Consider the following 22,021-nt stretch of genomic DNA (forward strand, 5'->3'; position numbering starts at 1 on the left):
TTTATGTTTGAAAGAGGTATACCAATTAAGGTATACCTCTTTTGTTTAACCATTTTGGATAGATTACTAATGAAAAATAGTAAGTATGTAGTATGAAACTGAGTATTTTTTTCGTGTATTTTTAACTAGATTAAAGAAAAGAGAGAAAACAAGAAAAATTAAATCAGATAAAAAAATTCTGAAATATACTCTTGAATTGAATATCATTATCAATTAGAATCGTAATTGATAACGACATTCAATTATCGTTTATTATATAAAATTTCGATAGCTTTAATATAAAGAGGAGGACCAACATGCAGCATGCGAAACAAATCGCAGAACATGCAACATTACAAAGCTTTTTAAACTGTTATTTAAGAGAAACAGGGAGTGGAGAATGGATTACAGAGGATGAAAGAATGAAGATTATCTTCAGTAATACGTTGAATAGAGATACAGTCCCCACATATTTATGTTGTCGGCTATCGGCACAGAACGTTACTTTGTATGGAGAAGTTATATATAAATCATCAACAGATCGTCATTTGTTTGGAGAACAATTTTATTATCAAATTGGAGATAGTAATTCTGTTATTAAAGCAGATTACGTTACAGTTATTACATTTTTAATAAAAGAGATGTCTATCAACTACGGAGAAGGGACGAATCCTGCGGAACTTATGCTTCGAGTTATCCATAGTTGTCAAAATATTGAGGAATTTACAAAAGAGAGAATAGAAGATACGTCCGCATTATACGGTTTCCATACAACTTTTATAGAAGCGGAGCAGTCTTTATTATTTGGGCATTTAACTCATCCTACACCAAAGAGTAGACAGGGGATATTGGATTGGAAAAATGCAATGTATTCTCCAGAATTAAAAGGAGAATGTCAGCTTCATTATTTTCGGGCCCATAAAAGTATAGTAAATGAAAAATCATTATTATCAGATTCTACAACAACGATTATAAAAGAAGAATTAAGTAATGATGAGATGGTTAGTAAGGAATTTATAGAGAAGTACTGTAAGGAAGATCAATATGCATTAATTCCAATTCATCCGCTTCAGTCAGAATGGCTCTTGCATCAAACTTACGTACAAGATTGGATAGTTCAAGAATTGCTTGAGTATATTGGACCTGTAGGTAAGTATTATATGGCAACATCATCACTAAGGACACTGTATCATCCCGATTCGAAGTATATGCTTAAGTTTTCATTTCCGGTGAAAGTAACGAATTCAATGCGTATTAATAAACTGAAAGAACTTGAGAGTGGTCTTGAAGGGAAGGAAATGTTAAAGACGGCTATTGGTGAAGTACGAGAAAGATTTCCAGGCTTTGATTTTATTTGTGATCCAGCCTATATTACATTAAATTATGGAACACAAGAATCTGGATTTGAAGTGATTATTCGCGAGAACCCTTTTTATAGTGAACATGCAAACGACGCAACATTAATTGCTGGGCTAGTTCAAGACGCTATACCTGGGGAGCGTACGCGGTTATCGAATATTATTCATCGCCTAGCAGATTTAGAAAGTAAAAGCTGTGAAGAAGTAAGCTTAGAGTGGTTTAGACGATATATGAATATTTCTTTAAAGCCAATGGTATGGATGTATTTACAGTATGGTGTTGCATTAGAAGCTCATCAGCAAAATAGCGTTGTTCAACTAAAAGATGGTTATCCGGTCAAATATTATTTCCGTGATAATCAAGGATTTTATTTCTGTAATTCAATGAAAGAGATGCTTAATAATGAATTAGTTGGTATTGGAGAACGTACTGGAAATTTATATGACGACTATATTGTGGATGAGAGATTTCGTTACTACTTAATTTTCAATCATATGTTTGGCCTCATTAATGGTTTTGGCACAGCAGGATTAATTAAGGAGGAAATTCTTCTCTTGGAATTAAGGTCTGTACTTGAATCATTCCTTCCGTATAACCGGGAACCTTCAACATTTTTAAGAGAATTATTGGACGAAGATAAGTTAGCGTGTAAAGCAAATTTACTAACGAGATTTTTCGATGTCGATGAGTTAAGTAATCCATTAGAGCAAGCAATTTATGTGCAAGTACATAATCCGCTCGTTAGAGAAGTGATTGTTCGTTCATAAATAGCGTTAAAATTTCACGTAATACAAATAATGGTATTTTGTCATAAGGTGGAGGGTTTTATGAGAGTGGACATGTATCATACGAAAGTATTGAAGGCGCTCGAATCAGAAGATTACATTTCAGTACGAAGAAGAGTGCTACGTCAATTAGTAGAATCGTTAATTTATGAGGGGATTATTACACCGGTTCGCATAGAAAAAGAAGAACAAATTCTTTTTATAATACAAGGACTTGATGAAGAAGACAAAAGTGTCACGTACAAATGCTATGGCAGGGAACGGATGACATTTGGACGTATTTCGTTAGACTCATTAATAGTAAGAGTCCAAGATGAACAGCAAGAAATACAATCTGTCTCGCAATTTCTAGAAGAAGTTTTTCGGGTTGCTAGTATAGAACAAGCTAAATTAGATTCTTTTATGCACGAATTAGAACAAACAATATTTAAAGACACGATTGCACAATATGAAAGAAATAATAAGAAAGAATATACTCAAAAATCTTACGATGAGTTTGAAAGCCATTTAATAGACGGCCATCCATATCACCCTAGTTATAAAGCACGTGTTGGATTTCAATATCGTGACAATTTTCAATATGGATATGAATTTATGCAGCCAATAAAACTCATATGGATTGCAGCGCATAAGAATTATGCGACTGTAGGTTATGAGAATGAAGTGATGTATAACGACCTTTTAAAAGAGGAGATTGGCGATCGTAAATTAGAAGAGTTTATGGAACGAATTCGTAATAGGGGATGTTATCCAAAACAGTACGTGTTTATACCTGTTCACCCATGGCAGTGGGAGAATTTCATCATTTCAAATTATGGGGATCATATACAGGGTAATTTTATTATTTATTTAGGAACATCAGAGGACGATTATTGCGCGCAACAGTCAATGAGAACGTTAAGAAATATTACTAGTCCAAAGAAACCGTACGTTAAATTATCGATGAATTTACTCAACACTTCAACACTCCGTACACTGAAACCATACTCTGTTGTGAGTGCACCAGCAATATCAAATTGGTTAAATGATGTTGTAAGTAATGACGCTTATTTAATGGATGAAGCACGTTTAATCTTGTTAAGCGAGTTTTCAAGTGTAACTTATGACACGAATAAGAAAGCTATATATGGTTCATTAGGATGTATTTGGCGCGAAAGCATTCATAAGTATTTAGATGCACAAGAGGATGCAATTCCTTTTAATGGTTTATACGCTAAAGAGAAAGATGGTACACCAATTATTGATGCGTGGTTGAACAAATATGGAATGAAGGATTGGCTACAATTACTTATTCAAAAAGCGATAATACCAGTTATACATCTTGTTGTAGAGCATGGTATCGCAATGGAATCACATGGACAAAATATGATTCTAGTCCATAAAGAAGGGGTGCCTGTTCGTATTGCGTTAAAGGATTTTCATGAAGGGCTTGAGTTTTATCGTCCATATTTGAAAGAAGTTGACAAATGTCCCGACTTTACTAAAATGCATAAAACATATGCGAATGGAAAAATGAATGATTTCTTTGAAATGGATCGCATCGAATGTTTGCAAGAGATGGTGTTAGATGCACTTTTCCTGTTTAATTTAGGAGAATTAGCATTCGTACTTGCGGATGAGTATGGATTGAAAGAAGAACATTTTTGGATGATGGTTGTTGAAGAAATTGAAGATCATTTAAGAATATATCCACATTTGAAAGGTAGATTTGAAAATATTCAATTATATGCACCTACATTCTATGCTGAACAATTAACGAAACGTCGATTATATATGGATGTGGAATCGCTTGTTCATGAAGTTCCAAATCCATTGTATAGAGTAAGACAACTTATGAAACAAAAATCAGTTGTTACAGGAGGAAATTATGCTAATTGTTAATAAACAAGAGTATAGCAAAAGTGATTTTGAATTGAGATTACAAGTTTATGAGGAAATGGAACAATTTCAAAAAGCAGAAGGAAATAGATTTGCACTTTGTCTGAAAGATCCATTCGATATTATTACGCTTGTGTTTTTCTTAAAAGAAAAGAAATCATCAGTATTACTTATACATGAAGATACGCCAAAAGAAACGGCTATTGAAATGGCAAAGCGTGCAAATTGTGTAGGGATTTTATATGGAGAATATGGCGATTTTACAAAATTAGAAGTAGGGAACTTTTTACTAGAAGAGCCTTCTTTATTGCAATATAGTTCGGGAACTACGGGAGAACCGAAACTGATTCGTAGAGCATGGATGGAAGTTGATACAGAAATTACTGCCTATAATGAAGCTTTAAACTGTGAAGTAGATGAAGTGCCAATCGTTATGGCTCCTGTTTCACATTCATACGGACTAATATGTGGTACGTTATCCGCAATTACGAGGGGGAGCAAACCTGTAATTATTACGAACAAAAATCCTAAATTCGCATTAAATATAGTTCGCAATACAGAAAAACATATCATATATGCAGTACCACTTATGTTACACATTATGGGGAGTTTTCCATTAGGAACGTTCCAGTTTCATAAAATTATGACATCAGGATCGCCTTTGCCAGAAGCACTATTTTATAAACTAAAAGAAATGACAACATATATGATGCAGCAATACGGTTGTTCTGAAGCAGGTTGTATTAGTATATGTCATGATATGAAGAGCCATTTAGATTTAGGAAACCCTCTATCTCATGCGAGTATAAGCATAGGTTCAGATGAAAATGCACCGGAAGAAATCGTCGTGAAAATGAATGATAAGGAAATTTTCACGAAAGATTTAGGGTATAAATCTGAGCGTGGCATTCATTTTATGGGGCGTATGGACGATGTAATTAATGTTTCAGGATTAAAAGTCTTTCCTATAGAGGTAGAAGAAACGATGCTTCAATTGGAAGGTGTGCAAGAGGCAATTGTATATCGAGGGAAACATCCTGTGATGGGCGAAATAGTTAAAGCGAAAGTGATCTCTCATGTTGATCCAGTGAAAATAAGAGAATGGTGTATTCAGCACTTACCTTCTTATAAAGTTCCGTATGAAATTGAAAGTGTAAATGAAATTCCTAAAAATAAAACTGGAAAAGTAAGTAGAAAGTTACTAGAGATGGGAGAGGTTACAACATGAGACGGGAAGCGTTAAAGAATGCCGTGTTAAAAATTATGATAGAAAAAATGGAACTGAAAAATGTAACGCATTTAGAAGAAACGATGCGCTTAAATCAAGATTTATATATAGATTCGGTAATGATGTTACAGCTTATTGTATACATAGAAATGGATGTAAAGCTATGCGTTCCAGAGGATGAGGTAGACCCAAAGGCATTTCTTACTGTAGGATCTTTGCTTGATTTTATGGAAGAGTTAGAGCCGTTACAGGAAGTAAATGTGAATAACTAACCTTTAGGAAAGGGGATGAGAGTATGACTTCAATTAAAGTGCACTGTTTAGTGAGTTGTTTTTGTGAAATTATAAAAAGGCGTAGCGACATTGATTTTCGTCCATTTTATTTTGGACTATGGGATGGAGATTTTGATATAACAGAAGGCGGAATTATTTCATATCACTCTGAAAACATTAACCATGATCATTATTTACTTTGGTTTGAAAAATTGTACGGTATTAAAGTAAACGAATGGTATGATCATGCAAAAGATAAAGATAGCAATGTAGAAACGTTTTTAGAATTAGTAGAAAACAAGCCGGAAAATCGTTATGTCATTGTAATGGTTGATATGTCTCTATTACCAGAGAGGGAAAATAAATTTCATCAAAAACCGTTTCCACATTATTTAATGATATCAAAAACAGAGAAAGAAGAAGAATGGTTCATGCTAGATCCTGATTTTCGTTGGGAAGGAAATATGGAAAGAGAAAAAGTACTTCACTCTATTCAAGATAACCCATTTGGTGGAGGTTATTTCATTGATATAGAAGGAATTGGAGAGCCAACGCAAGAAACAGTAGCTAGTTATTTCACAGAAACATTCAAAAAGAACGACAATGAACTGACTATGGAACTGAAAAATTTAATTGTAAAAATGGCAAATGAGGAAGAAGGATATGCGCTTTCTGGACTTGTAGCAGCAGTAAAACAAATACCAGTACTTGCAATTCGTAAATATAGTTATGAGCATGCCTTTGCATACTTCCGTGAAACGTTGCAATATTCGGAGCAAGAATTTGATTATTGGTGTGATCGAGTAGAGGATATTGTACAAGGATTTACAAATGTACAGTATCGTGCAATTAAAATGGCAATGACGAATAATAAAGGTATGCTAGTATCGATTATTGAAAAACTGGATGAAATGAATGCAATTGAACTGCAAATTAAGAAGGAATTAGAGAGACAGTTTCTATCATGGAAAGGTATGAAAACAAATCAATCTGTCGCAACTCTTTAATAAGCTAACTGAATTTAAGATAGGAGAGTTTAATGCTATGAAATATTCGCTATGTACCATTTCATTTCGTCATCAATTAATTTCATTTACTGATATTGTTCAATTTGCATATGAAAACGGTTTTGAAGGAATTGAATTATGGGGGACGCATGCACAAAATTTGTACATGCAAGAACGTGAAACGACAGAACGAGAATTGAATTTTCTAAAGGATAAAAACTTAGAAATTACGATGATAAGTGATTACTTAGATATATCATTATCAGCAGATTTTGAAAAAACGATAGAGAAAAGTGAACAACTTGTAGTACTAGCTAATTGGTTTAATACGAATAAAATTCGCACGTTTGCTGGGCAAAAAGGGAGCAAGGACTTCTCGGAACAAGAGAGAAAAGAGTATGTGAAGCGAATACGTAAGATTTGTGATGTGTTTGCTCAGAACAATATGTATGTGCTGTTAGAAACACATCCCAATACACTAACGGACACATTGCCTTCTACTATAGAGTTATTAGAAGAAGTAAACCATCCGAATTTAAAAATAAATCTTGATTTTCTTCATATATGGGAGTCTGGCGCAGATCCAATAGACAGTTTCCATCGATTAAAGCCGTGGATACTACATTACCATTTTAAGAATATATCTTCAGCGGATTATTTGCATGTGTTTGAACCTAATAATGTATATGCTGCAGCAGGAAGTCGTATTGGTATGGTTCCGTTATTTGAAGGTATTGTAAATTATGATGAGATTATTCAGAAAGTGAGAGGTACGGATCTTTTTGTTTCCTTAGAATGGTTTGGACATAATGCAAAAGAGATATTAAAAGAAGAAATGAAAGTATTAATAAATAGAAAATTAGAAGTAGTAACTTCGTAATGTGAAATGATGTGAGAGTCTCGTTTAGAGGCTCTTTTTTTATGGTAAAAAATAACCAAAAATTTCCATGTATTTTAATTTGAATTTAACACAATTTATATATAAATAAGGAGGTGATTGGTAATGGCTAGAAATCGTAATTCTAATCAATTAGCATCACATGGAGCACAAGCAGCTTTAGATCAAATGAAATATGAAATTGCACAAGAGTTTGGTGTACAACTTGGCGCTGATACTTCTTCACGTGCAAACGGTTCTGTAGGCGGTGAAATTACAAAACGCCTTGTAGCGATGGCAGAACAACAACTTGGTGGCGGATATACTCGCTAATTGTAGAAGGTTATAGGAGAAAGGAAGGATTCTTCCTTTCTTTTTTTTTCAATTAATTGGTATGGATATATTGTGAACTGGATTCAAAGAATAGGAATAATACTATAATTTCCCCAATTTCTTTTGTTGTGAATGGGAAGTAGTAAAGATGTAATAGCCCTGGTGGAATGAAAAGTTACGTTCCAGCGGGGCTATTATATGGTAAGAAATATATGATGAAAGGTTTCGAAGCCAACATGTTAAAAAAAGAAAACTGTTGTTTAATTGCGCTTGCATCAGTTCCACTTGTTATGACATTAGGGAATTCAATGCTCATCCCAATCTTGCCGACTATTGAAAAGAAATTACATATTTCATCGTTTCAAGTATCCATGATTATTACAATTTACTCTATCGTAGCCATTCTACTTATACCGATTGCTGGTTATTTATCAGATAGATGGGGACGAAAGATGGTAATGGTTCCGAGTTTGCTGATTGCAGCTATAGGAGGAGCGATAACTGGTTGGGTATCTTGGAAAGTTGATAATCCCTACAATTGGATATTGATTGGTAGAGCGATTCAAGGTATTGGTGCTGCTGGTGCAATGCCAGTTGTTATACCGTGTGTTGGTGATTTATACAAAGACGAAAAACAAGTTAGTACAGGTTTAGGAATCATAGAAACATCTAATACATTTGGGAAAGTGCTGAGCCCTATTTTAGGGTCTGCTCTTGCTGCCGTTGTATGGTTCTTACCATTTTGGGCGATTCCAATTTTATGCGTAGTATCAATTGTTTTATTACTTGTTCTAGTAAAGGCAAAGAAACAAGAAGGAGAAGTACCACCACTTAAAGAGTTTATAAAATCTATTCTGTCTACGTTTCGAGAAAAAGGAAGATGGTTAATTGCCATTTTTGCATTAGGTGCAATTATTATGCTTATTTTATTCGGAATTCTCTTTTATTTGTCGACTATACTGGAATCAAAGTATGACATTCATGGTATATGGAAAGGGTGTGTGCTTGCTATCCCGTTACTTGTACTGTCACTTAGTTCCTATATGGCCGGTAAAAAAATTGGAGATAATCAAAATGTTATGAAGAAGTGTATTTATATTGGTTTTTTAATGGCAGCTGCATCAGTCATCATTCCTTTATTTATAAAAGGGATTTATTTACTACTTCTTTGTCTCGTTATTATGGGGATAGGGATTGGTATGGCACTCCCATGTTTAGATGCCCTCATTACACAAGGAATTGAAAAGGAGCAAAGGGGAACAGTTACGTCATTTTACAGTTCAATGCGATTTATCGGTGTAGCAGCTGGACCACCTTTATATTCTTTTTTCATGAAAGGGGCGGACCATGAAGTGTTTTATTTGACTAGTATTTTCGCTGCCATTGGTGCTGTTATAGCAATCATTTGGATTAAACCAGCAAAAGATGCAAAGGCGGTAAAACAGAAACCGGAACCTACTTCATAATTTGTAAGAGAATTGCATGATGTTTTGAGTAACATGCAATTCTCTTTCGTTCATTAAGAATAAATAACTTGTTTTAACATATAAAGTGCGACACCCCATATGATGAGACCAGAAAATTTATTTAATAATAAAATTGTCTTTCCGGTTGAGTCTAGTCTTTTTAGAAATTTCCCCGCTAAAGCTAAGCTTATAAACCAAATCCAAGAAACGATAATAGTTGCAAGTGTGAAAGCCCATTTTTCACTTCCTATGTATTGAATAGAATTTGTTCCAATTACACCGATTGTGTCTAAAATAGCATGTGGATTTAATAACGAAACTGATGCTGCGAAAAGGATTTGCTTTTTTAAGGGCATACTTTTTTCTTGTTTTACATCGTTGGAAGGGTTACTTCTCCAAATAACAAAGCCCATATATAGGAGAAAGAAAAATCCAATTATATATAACGAGTTAGTTAGCCAAGAAAAAGTAAGGAGTACAAGGGAGACACCTTGCACCGCAATCAATATGAGTAACGTATCACATATAGAGGCAGTTAATACTACAGGGGCTGCCCTCCAAATGTTTGGTTGGCTAGCGCCTTGGTTAAAGACAAAAACATTTTGTACACCTAATGGAATGATAAGTCCAAATGCAAGAATGATACCATGAATAATTGCTTCACTCATTATATTACCTCCTATTTTAATTCATTATGATAGTGTATATTGTATAGAAGAAATGAAAATTTGTATCCATCCATATGGTTGGGGAGTTTACCAACCAAAAAGAATATAAGGTGATATGATGGAAAGATTCGTTTGGAAACCGGATATGTCTCTAGCGACGCCGCTGTATAAACAAATAGAAACGTATATAAAAGAAAGGATCGTTAATGGAGAATGGACCGTTGGAACGAAATTACCTTCACAAAGAGATTTGGCCCATACATTTGGTGTGAATCGAAGCACAATTGTAATGGCTTTCGATGAACTAGTTGCGAAGGGATATATTGAAGGGAATGGCAGGAAAGGAACAATTGTTGTAAATAATAATGAGAATGCTTCAACTTACGCATCCCCGCCTAATTGGCAGTCTTATGTAGAAACAGGAGTTCATTATCCGAATCTCCCAGCTATTCAAGAGATTAATCAAGCTGAATTTTATCCACATGTAATTCGGTTAGGAACAGGTGAGCTCGCGCCGAGTCTCTTACCTGAGAAAAAGATGAAAGAAATTATGAATAAGCTTTTAAAGTCAAATGTGACGCTTGGGTATGAAGAGCCGAAAGGAAATCTGTATTTAAGGGAAAAGATTTCCGAATACTTAAAGGAGCATGGCGTATATGTATCTCCTGCCTCTATATTAATTGTTTCAGGAGCAATTCAAGCGTTGCAACTTATTTCTATGGGGCTTCTTTCGAAAGGGGCATCAATCTTATTAGAGAAACCATCCTATTTATATTCGCTTAATGTTTTTCAATCAGCAGGAGTACGTTTAATTGGAATCCCAATGGATGAGAGCGGGTTACATACATCATATATTAAGAAATATAAGAAGCAGTTCAATGCCTCTATTTTATATACAATCCCGTCTTTTCATAATCCGACGAATTTTAGTATGAATACTAAGAAGCGAAAAGAAATAATGGAAGTATGTAATGAAATTGGATTACCTATTATAGAGGACGCAGTGTATCAAGACTTATGGTTTGATGTACCTAGTTCGAAACCTTTAAAAGCCTATGATAAAAATGGAATTGTACTACATATTGGAAGCATGTCCAAAGTAATTAGTCCAGGTTTAAGAATTGGATGGATTGTTGGACCCGAGCCAGTAATTCAAAGATTGTCAGACATAAAAATGCAAACAGATTATGGTTCAAGCACTATATCTCAGCAAATTGCAGCAGAGTGGTTTACAAATGGTCTATATGATGAGCATTTGCGATTTGTAAGAAGTGAATTGAAAAAACGAAGAGATTTTATGTTACTAATGTTAGATAAATATCTTCATGAAATAGCAACTTGGCATGAACCAACAGGCGGGTTTTATATATGGGTACATATAAAAATACCCATTTCATATCGCAGTTTATTTGATAAAGCTCTGCAAGAAAAGGTTTTATTAAACCCAGGTACTTTATATGATAGAAGTGCAAATCAATTTTTGCGCCTATCGTATTCATACGCAACGTTAGAAGAAATTGAAATAGGTATAAAAAAACTTGCACAACTAATGAAAAAGTAAGAGGAGAAAGTAATGAAACAATATGTAATTTGCCAAATGATCAATGGAGAAAAATATTTAGCTGCTTATGCGGAGACGCAGCAAGAAGCAATTGAAAAAGCAGAACTGTTAGGATTAAGAACGGGAAATCGTTACATAGTTATTACTGCAGAAGAAGCCGAAGGGTTATCGTACCCTTAAACAATGTACGAGATTGTATAGGAAGTAAATAAGCCTAGTAATATAAGAAATTACTAGGCTTATTTACTATTAATTTGTCAAACGTTTTTGTATGCAAAATAATAATATTATGAGTCAAGTTGACGAAAAAATCGATTTGTCTTTCGGTCTTGATTTCCTTTTCTATATTCATCAATATATTGCCTAAAGTTCCAAGCTTGTAAAAATTTATTAGCAGAGTTATAACCAGAATTGTAAAGCCATTCTTTTTCTTCCTTTGTCAGTTCAAAATTAGTACTTGTAATCGTTCCTGTTGGAATTGTAATGGTTCTTGCTTTTGATTCCTTATCTAAATGACGTAAATCGTGAGCTTGCATCATTGTTTTAAATAGTCCTTTGAACATAGAAATAGGCTCGTTATAGTGAGCAGGGTCAGCTTGAATCTCATCTTTTACAAAATGAAATCCGAAAGTCGGCCAGCGAGGAGCGGTAGGTGAATCGAAGATCCAAATTGGATAATTACTTAGAATTCCTCCATCAACCATATAACAAGGCTGCTTCCATTTTGGAGTTCTCCATTTTACGGGTTCAAAGAAGAAGGGGATTGTACTACTCATTCTTACCGCTTTAGCGATAGAGAAGCGATAATTTAAAAATCCGTAGTTTGGTAAGTCGTCAGGAAAGACAACCATTTTACCATTACTAATGTCAGAGGCAATGATTTTGAGTTTGTTTAGATCTGGTAAATCAGTAAATAAATGAACACCTTTTTTTCGAAGTAATTCTTCAATCCATTCTTCTATAAATACATTAGAGTATATACCTAGAGTAGTCCATGCACTTAGTCCCTTACCGATAAAAGGAATTCTATCAATAAAAGTTCTTTTCGTAAATTTATTATAATCAATATCAGTAATAATCGTTTTTAACTCTGAACAAGAATATCCTGCTGCTAGGAGCGCTGCAATAATCGAACCAGCCGATGTACCAGCTACACGTTCCCATTCATAACCTTTTTCGGCTAACGCGCAAATTGCCCCGACATGCGCAATACCACGCACACCGCCTCCTTCAAAAACACCATCAATCTTCATTAAACATACTTCCTTTCGAATGAAAGATTTGGAAATGGCAAAAAAGCACGTATGGTACGTGCTTTTTTACAATAGTTTTTAAGTTTACTAGCAGCCTACAAAGCCGCCCCAACAGCTAGCTCCGATGATGATTAGAAGGATAAATAAAACGATTAATAAAGCGAAACCTCCGTAACCACAACCACCACAGCTACCGCCGTAACCGTAACCGCCGCAACTATATCCGTAACCCATGTGGAATTCCTCCTTATATTAAAAATGAAAATGAACGAGGGGAAAATGTACTGGAAGAACTAAAGAATTATCGTGTTTGTAGGAACAATGTATAGTATGCTTTTTTAAACTTGTTCGCGTACGAAGGATAAGCCCGTTTTTTGGAGGCTTGTTGATTTTGTAAAGAATGAAGTATAATCTTTGTACTATGATATAAATAAGTATGTAAATGTAAGGAGAATTTATGAATAAAAAAATTGAAGTATTAATTGATAAATATGAACTAACACACTTGAAAGAGGAACTTATTAATACTGTATTTCCTTGTATAAAAGTTGTGCCAAAGCAGCAGGAAACTGTTGCGATAGGTAGTTCGAAAATGGGGGGAGTTCCTGATTTACCAGCTTTGTTTGAATATCCAAAGCATAAAGGAAAGCCGCTACAATTTATCGCGCAATTTAACTTAAGTGATTTACAAAACGTTGGTATGGATCACAATCTTCCTAAGACGGGGATGCTGTATTTCTTTTACATTGAAAATTATTTTGAAGAAAATGTGAATCTAACAGAAGCTGGGCGTGCACTTTATTATGATGTTCCTGTAGAGCAATTACGAAGAGAAAATGAAATACAAACGAAATATAACCAGTGTGCAATTACTTTTGAACTGACATACAAATTACCAGAGCTTTTCATTGAAGATGAGGCTGATTCAGATCGTTTCTTACAATTACTTGAAGAGCTAATTCCGGATAACTACGATAACCATCAAATGTTTGGTGAACCATTCTCTGTACAAGAAGAAGTGTTATATGAGACAGGAGAATATATGGGAGTAAACCCGCAGCAAATGACTCTTTTATTCCAAATTGATTCAGATCATAAAAATTGTAATATGGTTTGGGGAGAACTAGGGATGCTATATTTCTGTATTAGTAATGAAGATTTGAAAAATCAACGTTTTGAAAATACATGCTGCGTATTACAAACTTGCTAATGAAAAAAGGTTGTTCTTTTAAAAAGAACAACCTTTTTATGTGAATTAGTTAATATGCATAATCTCATATGACCTATACGAAAAAGTATTGTATACTCTGAAACTATACGATACTTTTTCGTATAGTTATAGAATGTAAGGAGTGACAAGATGGGAAAGACAAGCAAGTATGTGACAGCTGCCGCACTTTGTTCAACTATAGTAATGGGAGGCTTACAAGCGTCATCTGTATCTTATGCAGCTACAAATCCGACTGCAGTGACAGCACAATCAGATGTAAAGTTATTAGATGATTTCAGAAAAGAATTAAAAAAACAGATTGATAATCGAGAAGAAAATATTACAATCACATATAAAACAAAAGATAGAAATGCTAGAAATATTATGGATCAATTGTATGGTGAGTTTAATAAAATTGTAGATGCTGATGAGTATGTAAAATATAATGTAGCGTCTACTAGATATTCTATTAAAGGAATGCCAGGGAACTATACGTTTACACTGCAAGTAAAATACCGTGAATCAAAAGAACAAACTCAATATGTAAAAGCGCAGGCGAAAGCAATTGTTGGATCAATTGTAAAACTAGGGATGGATGAGCATGAGAAAGTAAAAGCTATTCACGATTACGTTGTGAAGCATGTGTCTTATGATACGTCTTATCAAGCGTATACAGCATATGAAGCGTTAGCGAATCGTTCTGCCGTTTGCCAAGGATATACTTTATTAACGTATGAGTTGTTAAAAGAGGCAGGTATTCAAAACCATATTGTAACAGGCACAGGAAATGGACAAGCTCACGCGTGGAATTTAGTGAACATCGAAAACAAATGGTATCACCTAGATACTACATTTGATGATCCAGTACCAGATAAAGCAGGGCGTATAACTTACTCATATTTTAATATGTCTGACGAACAGTTAAGTAAAGATCACGAATGGGATCGTAGCAAATATCCAGCGGCTACTACAAGTTATTTTGGTGAATTAACAAATAAAATAAAAGCTGGTAGCTCAAAAACTGTTGTATATGAGCAGATGTTAAAAGAAACAAATTTACAATACTTATCTGCAGAATACGGAGCAGAAAATTATAATGAATTTAAGCAAAAGTTGCAGCAACAGTTTGCAGTCAAACCAGAAAAAGTAGAAGTACGATATAAGCAGTCCATGGATGGAACGATGCAAGATATAAAGAAAGTATTAAATGAAATAAATTGGCCAAAAGGTGCAAAGCGTGTGTCTTATCAAGTAGCACCTTATAGTGCATTGGCTGGTTATTCATTGGCGACAATTACATTTACGTATTAAGCAATGAGAAAGAGCATCTGTAAAAGATGCTCTTTTTATATTTGTTGATTACTTTAAAATATTGGGAATTATGTGATAAAATAAAAAGGAGAGGATGTGAATGCTGAATGAACTTGTTCGAAAGTAATATTTTCATATTGATATATAATTGTTTAGTAATCGGACTTATCGTTTTGTTTTTCATATCATTTACTTTGTTTATTAGAAGAGTATTACAAAGCAGCGTTGCAAAGAAACACCACGTGATTAATATGAACCAGAAGCTAGATCGAATTATTGAATTGCTTGAAAAAGATGAGAAATAGCGATAGAAGAAGTATGAAAAGGGGAAGAGAATGGCGAATTATATAAAAGAATTACGTGAAAAAGTAGGGCATGATTATGTTTTCTTAAACTTTGCCGGTGGTTGTGTATTTAATAAAGAAGGAGAAGTATTACTGCAAAAAAGAGGAGACTTTAACGCTTGGGGCTTTCCAGGTGGCGCAATGGAGATAGGAGAATCGGCTGCGGAAACTGCAATCCGAGAAATAAAAGAAGAAACCGGGTATGATGTAGAAATAAATGAGCTTATTGGAGTGTATACAAAATATTTTCAATCATATCCAAATGGAGACAAGGCACAGTCAATTGTGATGTGTTTTTCATGCTCAATAGTTGGGGGCGACAAAAAAGTAGATGGTGATGAAACGTTGGATTTGAAGTTTTTCCCGTTAGACGACATGCCACCGTTATTTTGTAAACAGCATGAAGATTGCCTGCAAGATTTATTGGAGAAAAGAGTAGGGGTATATCGTTAACATATAAAAAAGAAGCTAAATGAGATTAGCTTCTTTTTTATGTTTTATTTCCACCAATCATCAAACATTGACGCTGGTACTTGTCTTTTATGCTCACTCACTGTGTAACGTTTTTCAATTTTCTCTGCAACGTCAGCTGGAACTGCTTTACCTTCTAAATAATCATCTAATTGATCATAAGTAATACCTAACTCTGTTTCGTCAGCTTGACCTGGTTTTTCATCTAATAAATCAGCTGTTGGCATTTTTAAGTAAAGTCGCTCGTCTGCACCTAACTCTTGTAATAATGCACGTCCTTGGCGCTTCGTTAATCCCGTTAATGGTAATAAATCTGCACCACCATCTCCGAATTTTGTAAAGAACCCTGTTACAGCTTCTGCAGCGTGATCTGTTCCGATAACAAGTAGCCCTTTTTGTCCACCAATTGCATATTGAGTAACCATACGGATACGTGCTTTCACGTTACCTTTATTGAAATCTGTTAATGATTCACCCAATAAGTTTTCATATTGATTTGAAAAAGCATCAACAGTTGAAGCAATATCAAATGCAACAGATTGATCTGCTTGAATGAATTGTAATGCTAATTGTGCATCATCTTCATCTTTTTGTACTTTATAAGGAAGACGTACGGCGATAAACGTTACATTACCACCTTCGTTACGAATTTCTTCAACTGCAAGTTGTGCTAAGCGTCCTGCTAATGTAGAGTCTTGGCCGCCGCTAATACCAAGTACAAATCCTTTTGCGCCTGTTTTTTTTACATAATCTTTTAAGAAATCAACTCGTTTACGAATTTCAACTTTTGGATCAATTACAGGCTGAACATGTAATGCTTTCATAATCTGTTCTTGTAATGTCATTATGTTTTCCTCCTATTCATATTAAAGCGGTAAATAAGTTTATATGTATAATGGTACATACTTCTATCCTTTATTATTTCGCAAAACTAACGAATATACAATAGGATGTGTGTATGAATATGAATGTAGTCATTATAAATAAAGTACTACGTATAAGCAATTTTTTTAAACCTTTCAAAACTGTAAGGTTTTTGTCATTTGAATCGATGGAAGGTATTTCCGTACTTTACTAATATAAAAACATAGTTAGTAGAAAGAAGGGCGGAGAAGTAATATGAACATTAGAGAACTCGCATATCGGAATGTAACGCGAAATAGACGGACATACTCAGCCTATTTTTTGAGTAGTGCATTTGCTATTATGGCCTTTTTTGTGTATTCATTTTTTGCGTTTCATCCGGCATTAAGTGCAGGAGAATTGGGTCAGTACGTATTCGTAAGTATGTCTTTTGCACAGTCTATTATTTATTTATTTACATTCTTCTTTATTTTATATTCGATGGGAATGTTTTTAAAAACGAGAAAGCGTGAGCTAGGAATTTTAATGATGCTAGGTATGACGAAATATCAATTAAAGCGTCTTATCTTTTTTGAAAATATTATGATTGGAATAGGGGCAATTATTTTTGGTATTCTTTCAGGTATGTTATTTTCAGGGGTATTACTATTTGTCGCCCCGATGATATTAAAACTAGATATATCCTTATCCTATTACATACCGATGAAAGCAATTGTTGTAACAAGTATTATGTTTTTCATATTATTTATGATCATATCATTGTTTAGTGCAGGAATGATTCGTAAAAATAAAATTATGAAGTTGTTTAGAGGGTCAGCAGAGGCAAAACCGGAACCGAAAGCATCAATCATTTCTTCAATATTAGCAGTAGTATTGCTTAGTGCTGGCTATGTAGGAGCTCTTCTATCGCATGGCGCAATGGTATTTATTATGATGATTCCTGTTACAACGGTAGTTATTATTGGGACGTATTTGTTGTACAAGCAGCTGAGTGTCTTTATTATTCGATTATGTAAAAAAAGTAAACGTTTCTATTGGACACAGACTAATATTATTACGTTATCAGATTTAGCGTATCGCATGAGAGATAACGCAAGAATGTTCTTTATTGTAACCATTATTTCTACTGTAGCATTTTCCGCAATAGGGACATTAGTCGGATTCGCATCCATGACGAAAGGGATAATGGAGAGACCAATTGCGTTTCATTACCATTCTAAGCAAGGGAATAGTAACGAATCACAACATATACAAATGATTGACAAAGGATTAAAGAAACATAATATAGCAGCTTCAAAAACTAATATTTCGACAAAGAAAACGGAGGAACAGTCGTTAAGAAGCGCCACTTTTATAAAAGAATCAGATTATAAGGAATATGCAAAGTTAACAGGAGAACCATTTAATACTGTAGCCAATAAAGAGATTGTATTTTTGTCAGCTGATATACCAGGGCCAGCGATGAAAGAAAGAAAAGAAATTACTTTACCCAATATGAATGAAAGTTTAAAGGTGAAAAAAGTTACTTCATCTTCATTGGGGAAAATATTAAGAGGAAATGTTTATGTAATTTCTAATAATCAATATGATTCATTACAAGATGGATTTATAGAGACAAAAGATTATATGTATAAAACTGAAAGAACGAAAGATGAGATTGAAATTGGTAAAGAGCTTACTCATCAAATTAAACCGTATCAAGAACAGTCAACGTTTAGTGCGGAAGAGTACGAACAAAACCAAAGTTTACAAATTGCAGGACCGATTTTATTTGTAGGTTTCTTTATTGGTATAGTATTTTTCGTTTGCGCAGGAAGTTTCCTTTACTTCCGTTTATTCTCCGATTTGGAGGATGATGTTCGCTTGTTCGAAATGATTCGAAAAGTTGGATTGACGAGTGGGGAATTATCGAAGGTAGTTACGATTCGATTGGCGCTTTTATTCTTCGTTCCAATTGGTGTTGCAACATTACATGGGGCAGTAGCCTTAACTGCGTTAGGGCAAATGTTTGAGTACTCATTGTTTAAAGAAAATACAGTTGTATTAAGTATTTTCATAGGTATTCAAATTGTATACTTCTTACTTATAAGATCCCGTTATGTAAAACAATTGAAAGAGAGATTACGTATGCATTAAATGTGTTTTTTTAACTCGAGTACAAAATTTTCTAAAAAGAGGCAAGTATTGCCAAAAAGTGATAAAATGGAAAAAGCGAGGTGAAAAAATTAATATAGAGTAAGGGGGGGAGAAATATGAAAGCAACAGGAGTTATTCGAAAAGTAGACGAATTAGGACGAATTGTTATCCCTAAAGAATTACGCGATGTATTGGGAATACAAATCAAATCACCGCTTGAAATTTTTGTAGAAGCAGATAAAATCATTTTACAAAAATATCAACCTTACAATGCTTGCCAAATCACAGGTGATGTTTCAGAACAGAACATATCATTAGCAAATGGAAATATTACTGTTGGGATAGAGGGAGCGGAATATTTAGTAAAAGAAATAGAAAAGTTTTTAAACAAGAGTGAGGTTTAGTCTTAATTTATATTATTTTTCAAATTACATATCATTCTTTTAAAAGACTGTAAGAGGACCATTAATTGGTTCTCTTATTTTGGTTAGTAGTTGAACGACATGGGGTGTTACTTCCTACAAATCATAGGGAAAATAAAAAAGTAGTATAGAGTTAGTAAATGATGTTGAGAAATATTTGAAAAGAAGGAAAACAAAAAGAATAAAACGAATGTTACATTTACACGTATTCAAAAGTGGTCTGAAATGAAAATAATACATTTTCAGGAGGGATTACGATGAGTAGTACAGTGAATAAACAAAAAGGTATACAATTGATTCCGTTTACCGTAAATAAGGTGGTAGAACAAGTAAATGAAATTCCACCAGGTGTACAAATGATTCACGCTCCGCAAGTATGGGAAAAGAGTGTGAAGGGGCAAGATGTAGTCGTTGCCGTATTAGATACAGGGTGTGATACTAATCATATAGATTTAAAAGATCGTATTATCGACGGAAGAAATTTCACAAAAGATTATGAAGCTGATCCAAATGTGTATCTTGATAATAACGGACATGGTACTCATGTAGCGGGGACGATTGCCGCGACTGAAAATGGTGTCGGTGTATTAGGAGTTGCACCACTTGCTAAAATGTTAGTATTAAAAGTTTTAGCGGGAGATGGTTCTGGAAGTTATGAGCAAATTATTGAGGCAATTCATTATGCTGTAAATTGGAGAGGGCCGAATCAAGAGAAAGTGAGAATTATTTCAATGTCACTTGGTGGTCCGCAAGATGTTCCAGAATTACATGAAGCAATTCAAAATGCGGTAAAGCAGGATGTTCTCGTTGTATGTGCTGCTGGAAATAATGGAGATTGCGATGATGAAACAGAGGAATTAGATTTCCCAGGTGCTTACTCTGAGGTAATTGAAGTTGGTGCTGTTAATTTAGAGCGGAAGATTGCATGTTTTAGTAATTCAAATCAAGAAATTGATCTAGTAGCGCCAGGTGATGAAATATTATCTACGTATCCAGATGGGAAATATGCTGTGTTAAGTGGAACTTCTATGGCGACGCCGCATATTGCTGGGGCGCTCGCCTTGCTCATTAAACAGTGTGAGAAAGAATACGGTCGAAAGTTATCAGAGCCGGAAATATATGCACAACTTATTAAAAGAACTGTACCTTTAGGGTACGAACGTACATCTGAAGGGAATGGATTAATAGATTTATTAAAAGAATAGCCATATTAAAAAACATCTCATATGAATATGAGATGTTTTTTAATATGGCTTTGTCGCATGTAATACAACTTGTAACAAACCTGGGAATCTAGCATTTAAATCTTCTTCACGAATTGAAATGAAACGTTGTGTTCCTTCAAGGCGCGTGTACATAACACCTGACTCACGTAAAACTTTGAAATGGTGAGATAAAGTTGATTTCGCAATAGGGATGTTTAAAGCACCACAAGATTGTTCACTTTTCTCTAGTAACATATTTACAATTTGTAAACGAATTTGATCGCTAAGTGCATATAAGACAGAAGAAAATTGAATTTCTTCTCGATTTGGATGATAGAGTGTACGCATATTTCACCTACTTGTATAAGTTAAGATATTTGCACTATAACATATAAAGTGGTATATTTCTATTGTTCGAAAATATTCGAACAATAGAAATATAGGGGGAGAAAAAATGAAGTATACAAAATTGCAAAAGGCAGGATTAAATATTTCAAAGTTGGGTTTAGGTACAAATGCAGTAGGGGGACATAATTTATATGCTGATGTGAATGAAGAAGAAGGAAAGCGATTAGTAGAAGAAGCTATTCAGCAAAGGATTACATTTTTTGATACAGCAGATTCATATGGTTTCGGTAGATCAGAGGAATTAGTAGGAGAAGTATTAAAGGGAAAACGTCATGAGTTTATACTTGCTACAAAAGGTGGAATTCAACCGTTGTTAAATGGAGAAACTTATATTAACAATGAACCAAGTTATTTAAGAAATGCTGTGGAGAATAGCTTAAGAAGATTACAGACTGATTATATTGATTTATATTATTTACATTTTACAAATCCTGAAACAAGTTACATAGATTCAATCGGAGAGCTTACTCGTTTAAAAGAAGAAGGGAAAATTCGTTCAATTGGAATATCGAACGTAAACATAGAACAATTAAAAGAAGCGAACCAACATGGTCATATAGATGTTGTACAATCTCCGTACAATGTGTTAGAACGTACGGCTGAGGAAGAACTGTTGCCGTATTGTATAGAAGCGGGTATTTCATTTATTCCATATGGGCCTCTTGCTTTTGGAATATTAGGCGGAAAATATACAGAAGATTTTAAATTGAACGAAGTTGATTGGCGCCAAAATGTAAATCTATTTGAAGAAAATACATATAAGAGTAATTTTAAGAAAGTGGAAAAGTTAAAAGGGCTAGCTAAAGAAAATGATATTGAAGTGTCTCATTTAGCGTTAGCATGGTTATTAAATAAAGAAGGAATTGATACAGTTATACCTGGTGGAAAGCGGGCAGAGCAAATAAGAGAAAGTGTGAAAGCGGTAGACGTTTCATTGAATGAAAGAGTCATGAAAGAAATCCAATCTATTTTAGAAGATTAGTG

The 22,021-nt window shown here is 34.2% G+C and carries 23 protein-coding genes; 18 read left to right on the forward strand and 5 right to left on the reverse strand.

The window, feature by feature from the left end; translation table 11 throughout:
* Positions 1–296 precede the first annotated feature (296 nt).
* The 8 genes from ACW0JX_RS09730 (at position 297) to ACW0JX_RS09765 (ending at position 9,184) form a co-directional block, all read left to right on the forward strand.
* A complete protein-coding gene (locus ACW0JX_RS09730; protein WP_098127525.1) occupies positions 297–2,105 on the forward strand; it encodes an IucA/IucC family protein in 1,809 nt (602 codons plus the stop codon).
* A gap of 60 nt (positions 2,106–2,165) precedes the next feature.
* A complete protein-coding gene (locus tag ACW0JX_RS09735) occupies positions 2,166–4,004 on the forward strand; it encodes an IucA/IucC family protein (protein ID WP_141558608.1) in 1,839 nt (612 codons plus the stop codon).
* Positions 3,991–5,229 carry an AMP-binding protein gene (locus ACW0JX_RS09740; RefSeq protein WP_098127526.1) on the forward strand — a complete coding sequence of 413 codons (1,239 nt, stop codon included), beginning with the start codon at positions 3,991–3,993 and terminating at the stop codon, positions 5,227–5,229. The genes ACW0JX_RS09735 and ACW0JX_RS09740 overlap by 14 nt, the downstream gene beginning before the upstream one ends.
* Complete coding sequence (gene asbD / locus ACW0JX_RS09745; RefSeq protein WP_001250560.1) at positions 5,226–5,501, forward strand: petrobactin biosynthesis protein AsbD; 276 nt, start codon at positions 5,226–5,228, stop codon at positions 5,499–5,501. The genes ACW0JX_RS09740 and asbD overlap by 4 nt, the downstream gene beginning before the upstream one ends.
* Before the next feature lie 23 nt (positions 5,502–5,524).
* Entirely contained in the window at positions 5,525–6,508 is a 984-nt protein-coding gene (locus ACW0JX_RS09750; RefSeq protein ID WP_000200705.1) for a DUF6005 family protein, read from the forward strand.
* Positions 6,509–6,545: 37 nt separating this feature from the next.
* A complete protein-coding gene (locus ACW0JX_RS09755) occupies positions 6,546–7,388 on the forward strand; it encodes a sugar phosphate isomerase/epimerase family protein (RefSeq protein WP_459245630.1) in 843 nt (280 codons plus the stop codon).
* Between the two features lie 123 nt (positions 7,389–7,511).
* Positions 7,512–7,718: an alpha/beta-type small acid-soluble spore protein gene (locus ACW0JX_RS09760; RefSeq protein ID WP_000113545.1), complete on the forward strand. Its 207-nt coding sequence runs from the start codon at positions 7,512–7,514 to the stop codon at positions 7,716–7,718.
* 236 nt (positions 7,719–7,954) lie between these two features.
* Positions 7,955–9,184 carry an MFS transporter gene (locus ACW0JX_RS09765; protein ID WP_033667350.1) on the forward strand — a complete coding sequence of 410 codons (1,230 nt, stop codon included), beginning with the start codon at positions 7,955–7,957 and terminating at the stop codon, positions 9,182–9,184.
* A 53-nt stretch (positions 9,185–9,237) separates the two neighbouring features.
* On the opposite strand, the gene ACW0JX_RS09770 is transcribed toward ACW0JX_RS09765, so the two are convergent.
* Positions 9,238–9,852 carry a LysE/ArgO family amino acid transporter gene (locus ACW0JX_RS09770; protein ID WP_001287303.1) on the reverse strand — a complete coding sequence of 205 codons (615 nt, stop codon included), beginning with the start codon at positions 9,850–9,852 and terminating at the stop codon, positions 9,238–9,240.
* Positions 9,853–9,970: 118 nt separating this feature from the next.
* Here ACW0JX_RS09770 and ACW0JX_RS09775 point away from each other — a divergent pair, with 118 nt between their 5' ends.
* Both ACW0JX_RS09775 and ACW0JX_RS09780 read left to right on the forward strand, forming a co-directional pair.
* A complete protein-coding gene (locus ACW0JX_RS09775; RefSeq protein ID WP_098976723.1) occupies positions 9,971–11,413 on the forward strand; it encodes an aminotransferase-like domain-containing protein in 1,443 nt (480 codons plus the stop codon).
* 12 nt (positions 11,414–11,425) lie between these two features.
* Positions 11,426–11,593: a DUF3933 family protein gene (locus ACW0JX_RS09780; RefSeq protein WP_000816390.1), complete on the forward strand. Its 168-nt coding sequence runs from the start codon at positions 11,426–11,428 to the stop codon at positions 11,591–11,593.
* A 107-nt stretch (positions 11,594–11,700) separates the two neighbouring features.
* Here the strand turns inward: ACW0JX_RS09780 and ACW0JX_RS09785 are convergent, their stop codons facing one another.
* Together ACW0JX_RS09785 and ACW0JX_RS09790 are read right to left on the reverse strand one after the other, a co-directional pair.
* Entirely contained in the window at positions 11,701–12,666 is a 966-nt protein-coding gene (locus ACW0JX_RS09785; protein WP_000686807.1) for a patatin-like phospholipase family protein, read from the reverse strand.
* 87 nt (positions 12,667–12,753) lie between these two features.
* Complete coding sequence (locus tag ACW0JX_RS09790; protein ID WP_000540425.1) at positions 12,754–12,900, reverse strand: YjcZ family sporulation protein; 147 nt, start codon at positions 12,898–12,900, stop codon at positions 12,754–12,756.
* A gap of 223 nt (positions 12,901–13,123) precedes the next feature.
* On the opposite strand from ACW0JX_RS09790, the gene ACW0JX_RS09795 reads away from it, so the two are divergent.
* The 4 genes from ACW0JX_RS09795 (at position 13,124) to ACW0JX_RS09810 (ending at position 15,984) form a co-directional block, all read left to right on the forward strand.
* The gene (locus ACW0JX_RS09795) at positions 13,124–13,876 is read left to right on the forward strand and encodes a YwqG family protein (RefSeq protein ID WP_459245631.1); all 753 of its coding nucleotides are present in this window, start codon (positions 13,124–13,126) and stop codon (positions 13,874–13,876) included.
* 150 nt (positions 13,877–14,026) lie between these two features.
* Complete coding sequence (locus ACW0JX_RS09800; RefSeq protein WP_459245632.1) at positions 14,027–15,187, forward strand: transglutaminase domain-containing protein; 1,161 nt, start codon at positions 14,027–14,029, stop codon at positions 15,185–15,187.
* Positions 15,188–15,294: 107 nt separating this feature from the next.
* The gene (locus tag ACW0JX_RS09805) at positions 15,295–15,492 is read left to right on the forward strand and encodes a DUF4083 domain-containing protein (RefSeq protein WP_459245633.1); all 198 of its coding nucleotides are present in this window, start codon (positions 15,295–15,297) and stop codon (positions 15,490–15,492) included.
* A 30-nt stretch (positions 15,493–15,522) separates the two neighbouring features.
* A complete protein-coding gene (locus tag ACW0JX_RS09810; RefSeq protein WP_000024996.1) occupies positions 15,523–15,984 on the forward strand; it encodes an NUDIX hydrolase in 462 nt (153 codons plus the stop codon).
* 44 nt (positions 15,985–16,028) lie between these two features.
* Here ACW0JX_RS09810 and nadE read toward each other — a convergent pair whose 3' ends face one another.
* A complete protein-coding gene (gene nadE, locus ACW0JX_RS09815) occupies positions 16,029–16,847 on the reverse strand; it encodes an ammonia-dependent NAD(+) synthetase (protein WP_000174904.1) in 819 nt (272 codons plus the stop codon).
* 274 nt (positions 16,848–17,121) lie between these two features.
* Here nadE and ACW0JX_RS09820 point away from each other — a divergent pair, with 274 nt between their 5' ends.
* The 3 genes from ACW0JX_RS09820 to ACW0JX_RS09830 all read left to right on the forward strand — a co-directional run bounded on the left by ACW0JX_RS09820 (position 17,122) and on the right by ACW0JX_RS09830 (position 20,629).
* Positions 17,122–19,002 (forward strand): FtsX-like permease family protein, encoded by a 1,881-nt coding sequence (locus tag ACW0JX_RS09820; RefSeq protein WP_001025995.1) that lies wholly within the window; start codon positions 17,122–17,124, stop codon positions 19,000–19,002.
* Between the two features lie 116 nt (positions 19,003–19,118).
* On the forward strand, positions 19,119–19,406 hold the full coding sequence (locus ACW0JX_RS09825) for an AbrB/MazE/SpoVT family DNA-binding domain-containing protein (RefSeq protein WP_000648324.1): 288 nt from the start codon (positions 19,119–19,121) through the stop codon (positions 19,404–19,406).
* A gap of 275 nt (positions 19,407–19,681) precedes the next feature.
* Positions 19,682–20,629 carry a serine protease gene (locus ACW0JX_RS09830; RefSeq protein ID WP_053564709.1) on the forward strand — a complete coding sequence of 316 codons (948 nt, stop codon included), beginning with the start codon at positions 19,682–19,684 and terminating at the stop codon, positions 20,627–20,629.
* A 39-nt stretch (positions 20,630–20,668) separates the two neighbouring features.
* On the opposite strand, the gene ACW0JX_RS09835 is transcribed toward ACW0JX_RS09830, so the two are convergent.
* Complete coding sequence (locus tag ACW0JX_RS09835) at positions 20,669–20,977, reverse strand: ArsR/SmtB family transcription factor (protein ID WP_053564708.1); 309 nt, start codon at positions 20,975–20,977, stop codon at positions 20,669–20,671.
* Positions 20,978–21,083: 106 nt separating this feature from the next.
* On the opposite strand from ACW0JX_RS09835, the gene ACW0JX_RS09840 reads away from it, so the two are divergent.
* Positions 21,084–22,019, forward strand: coding sequence for an aldo/keto reductase (locus ACW0JX_RS09840; RefSeq protein ID WP_053564707.1), 936 nt, complete (start codon positions 21,084–21,086; stop codon positions 22,017–22,019).
* Positions 22,020–22,021: the final 2 nt, after the last annotated feature.

The sequence above is a fragment of the Bacillus sp. C-3-6 genome (genome assembly GCF_054509685.1).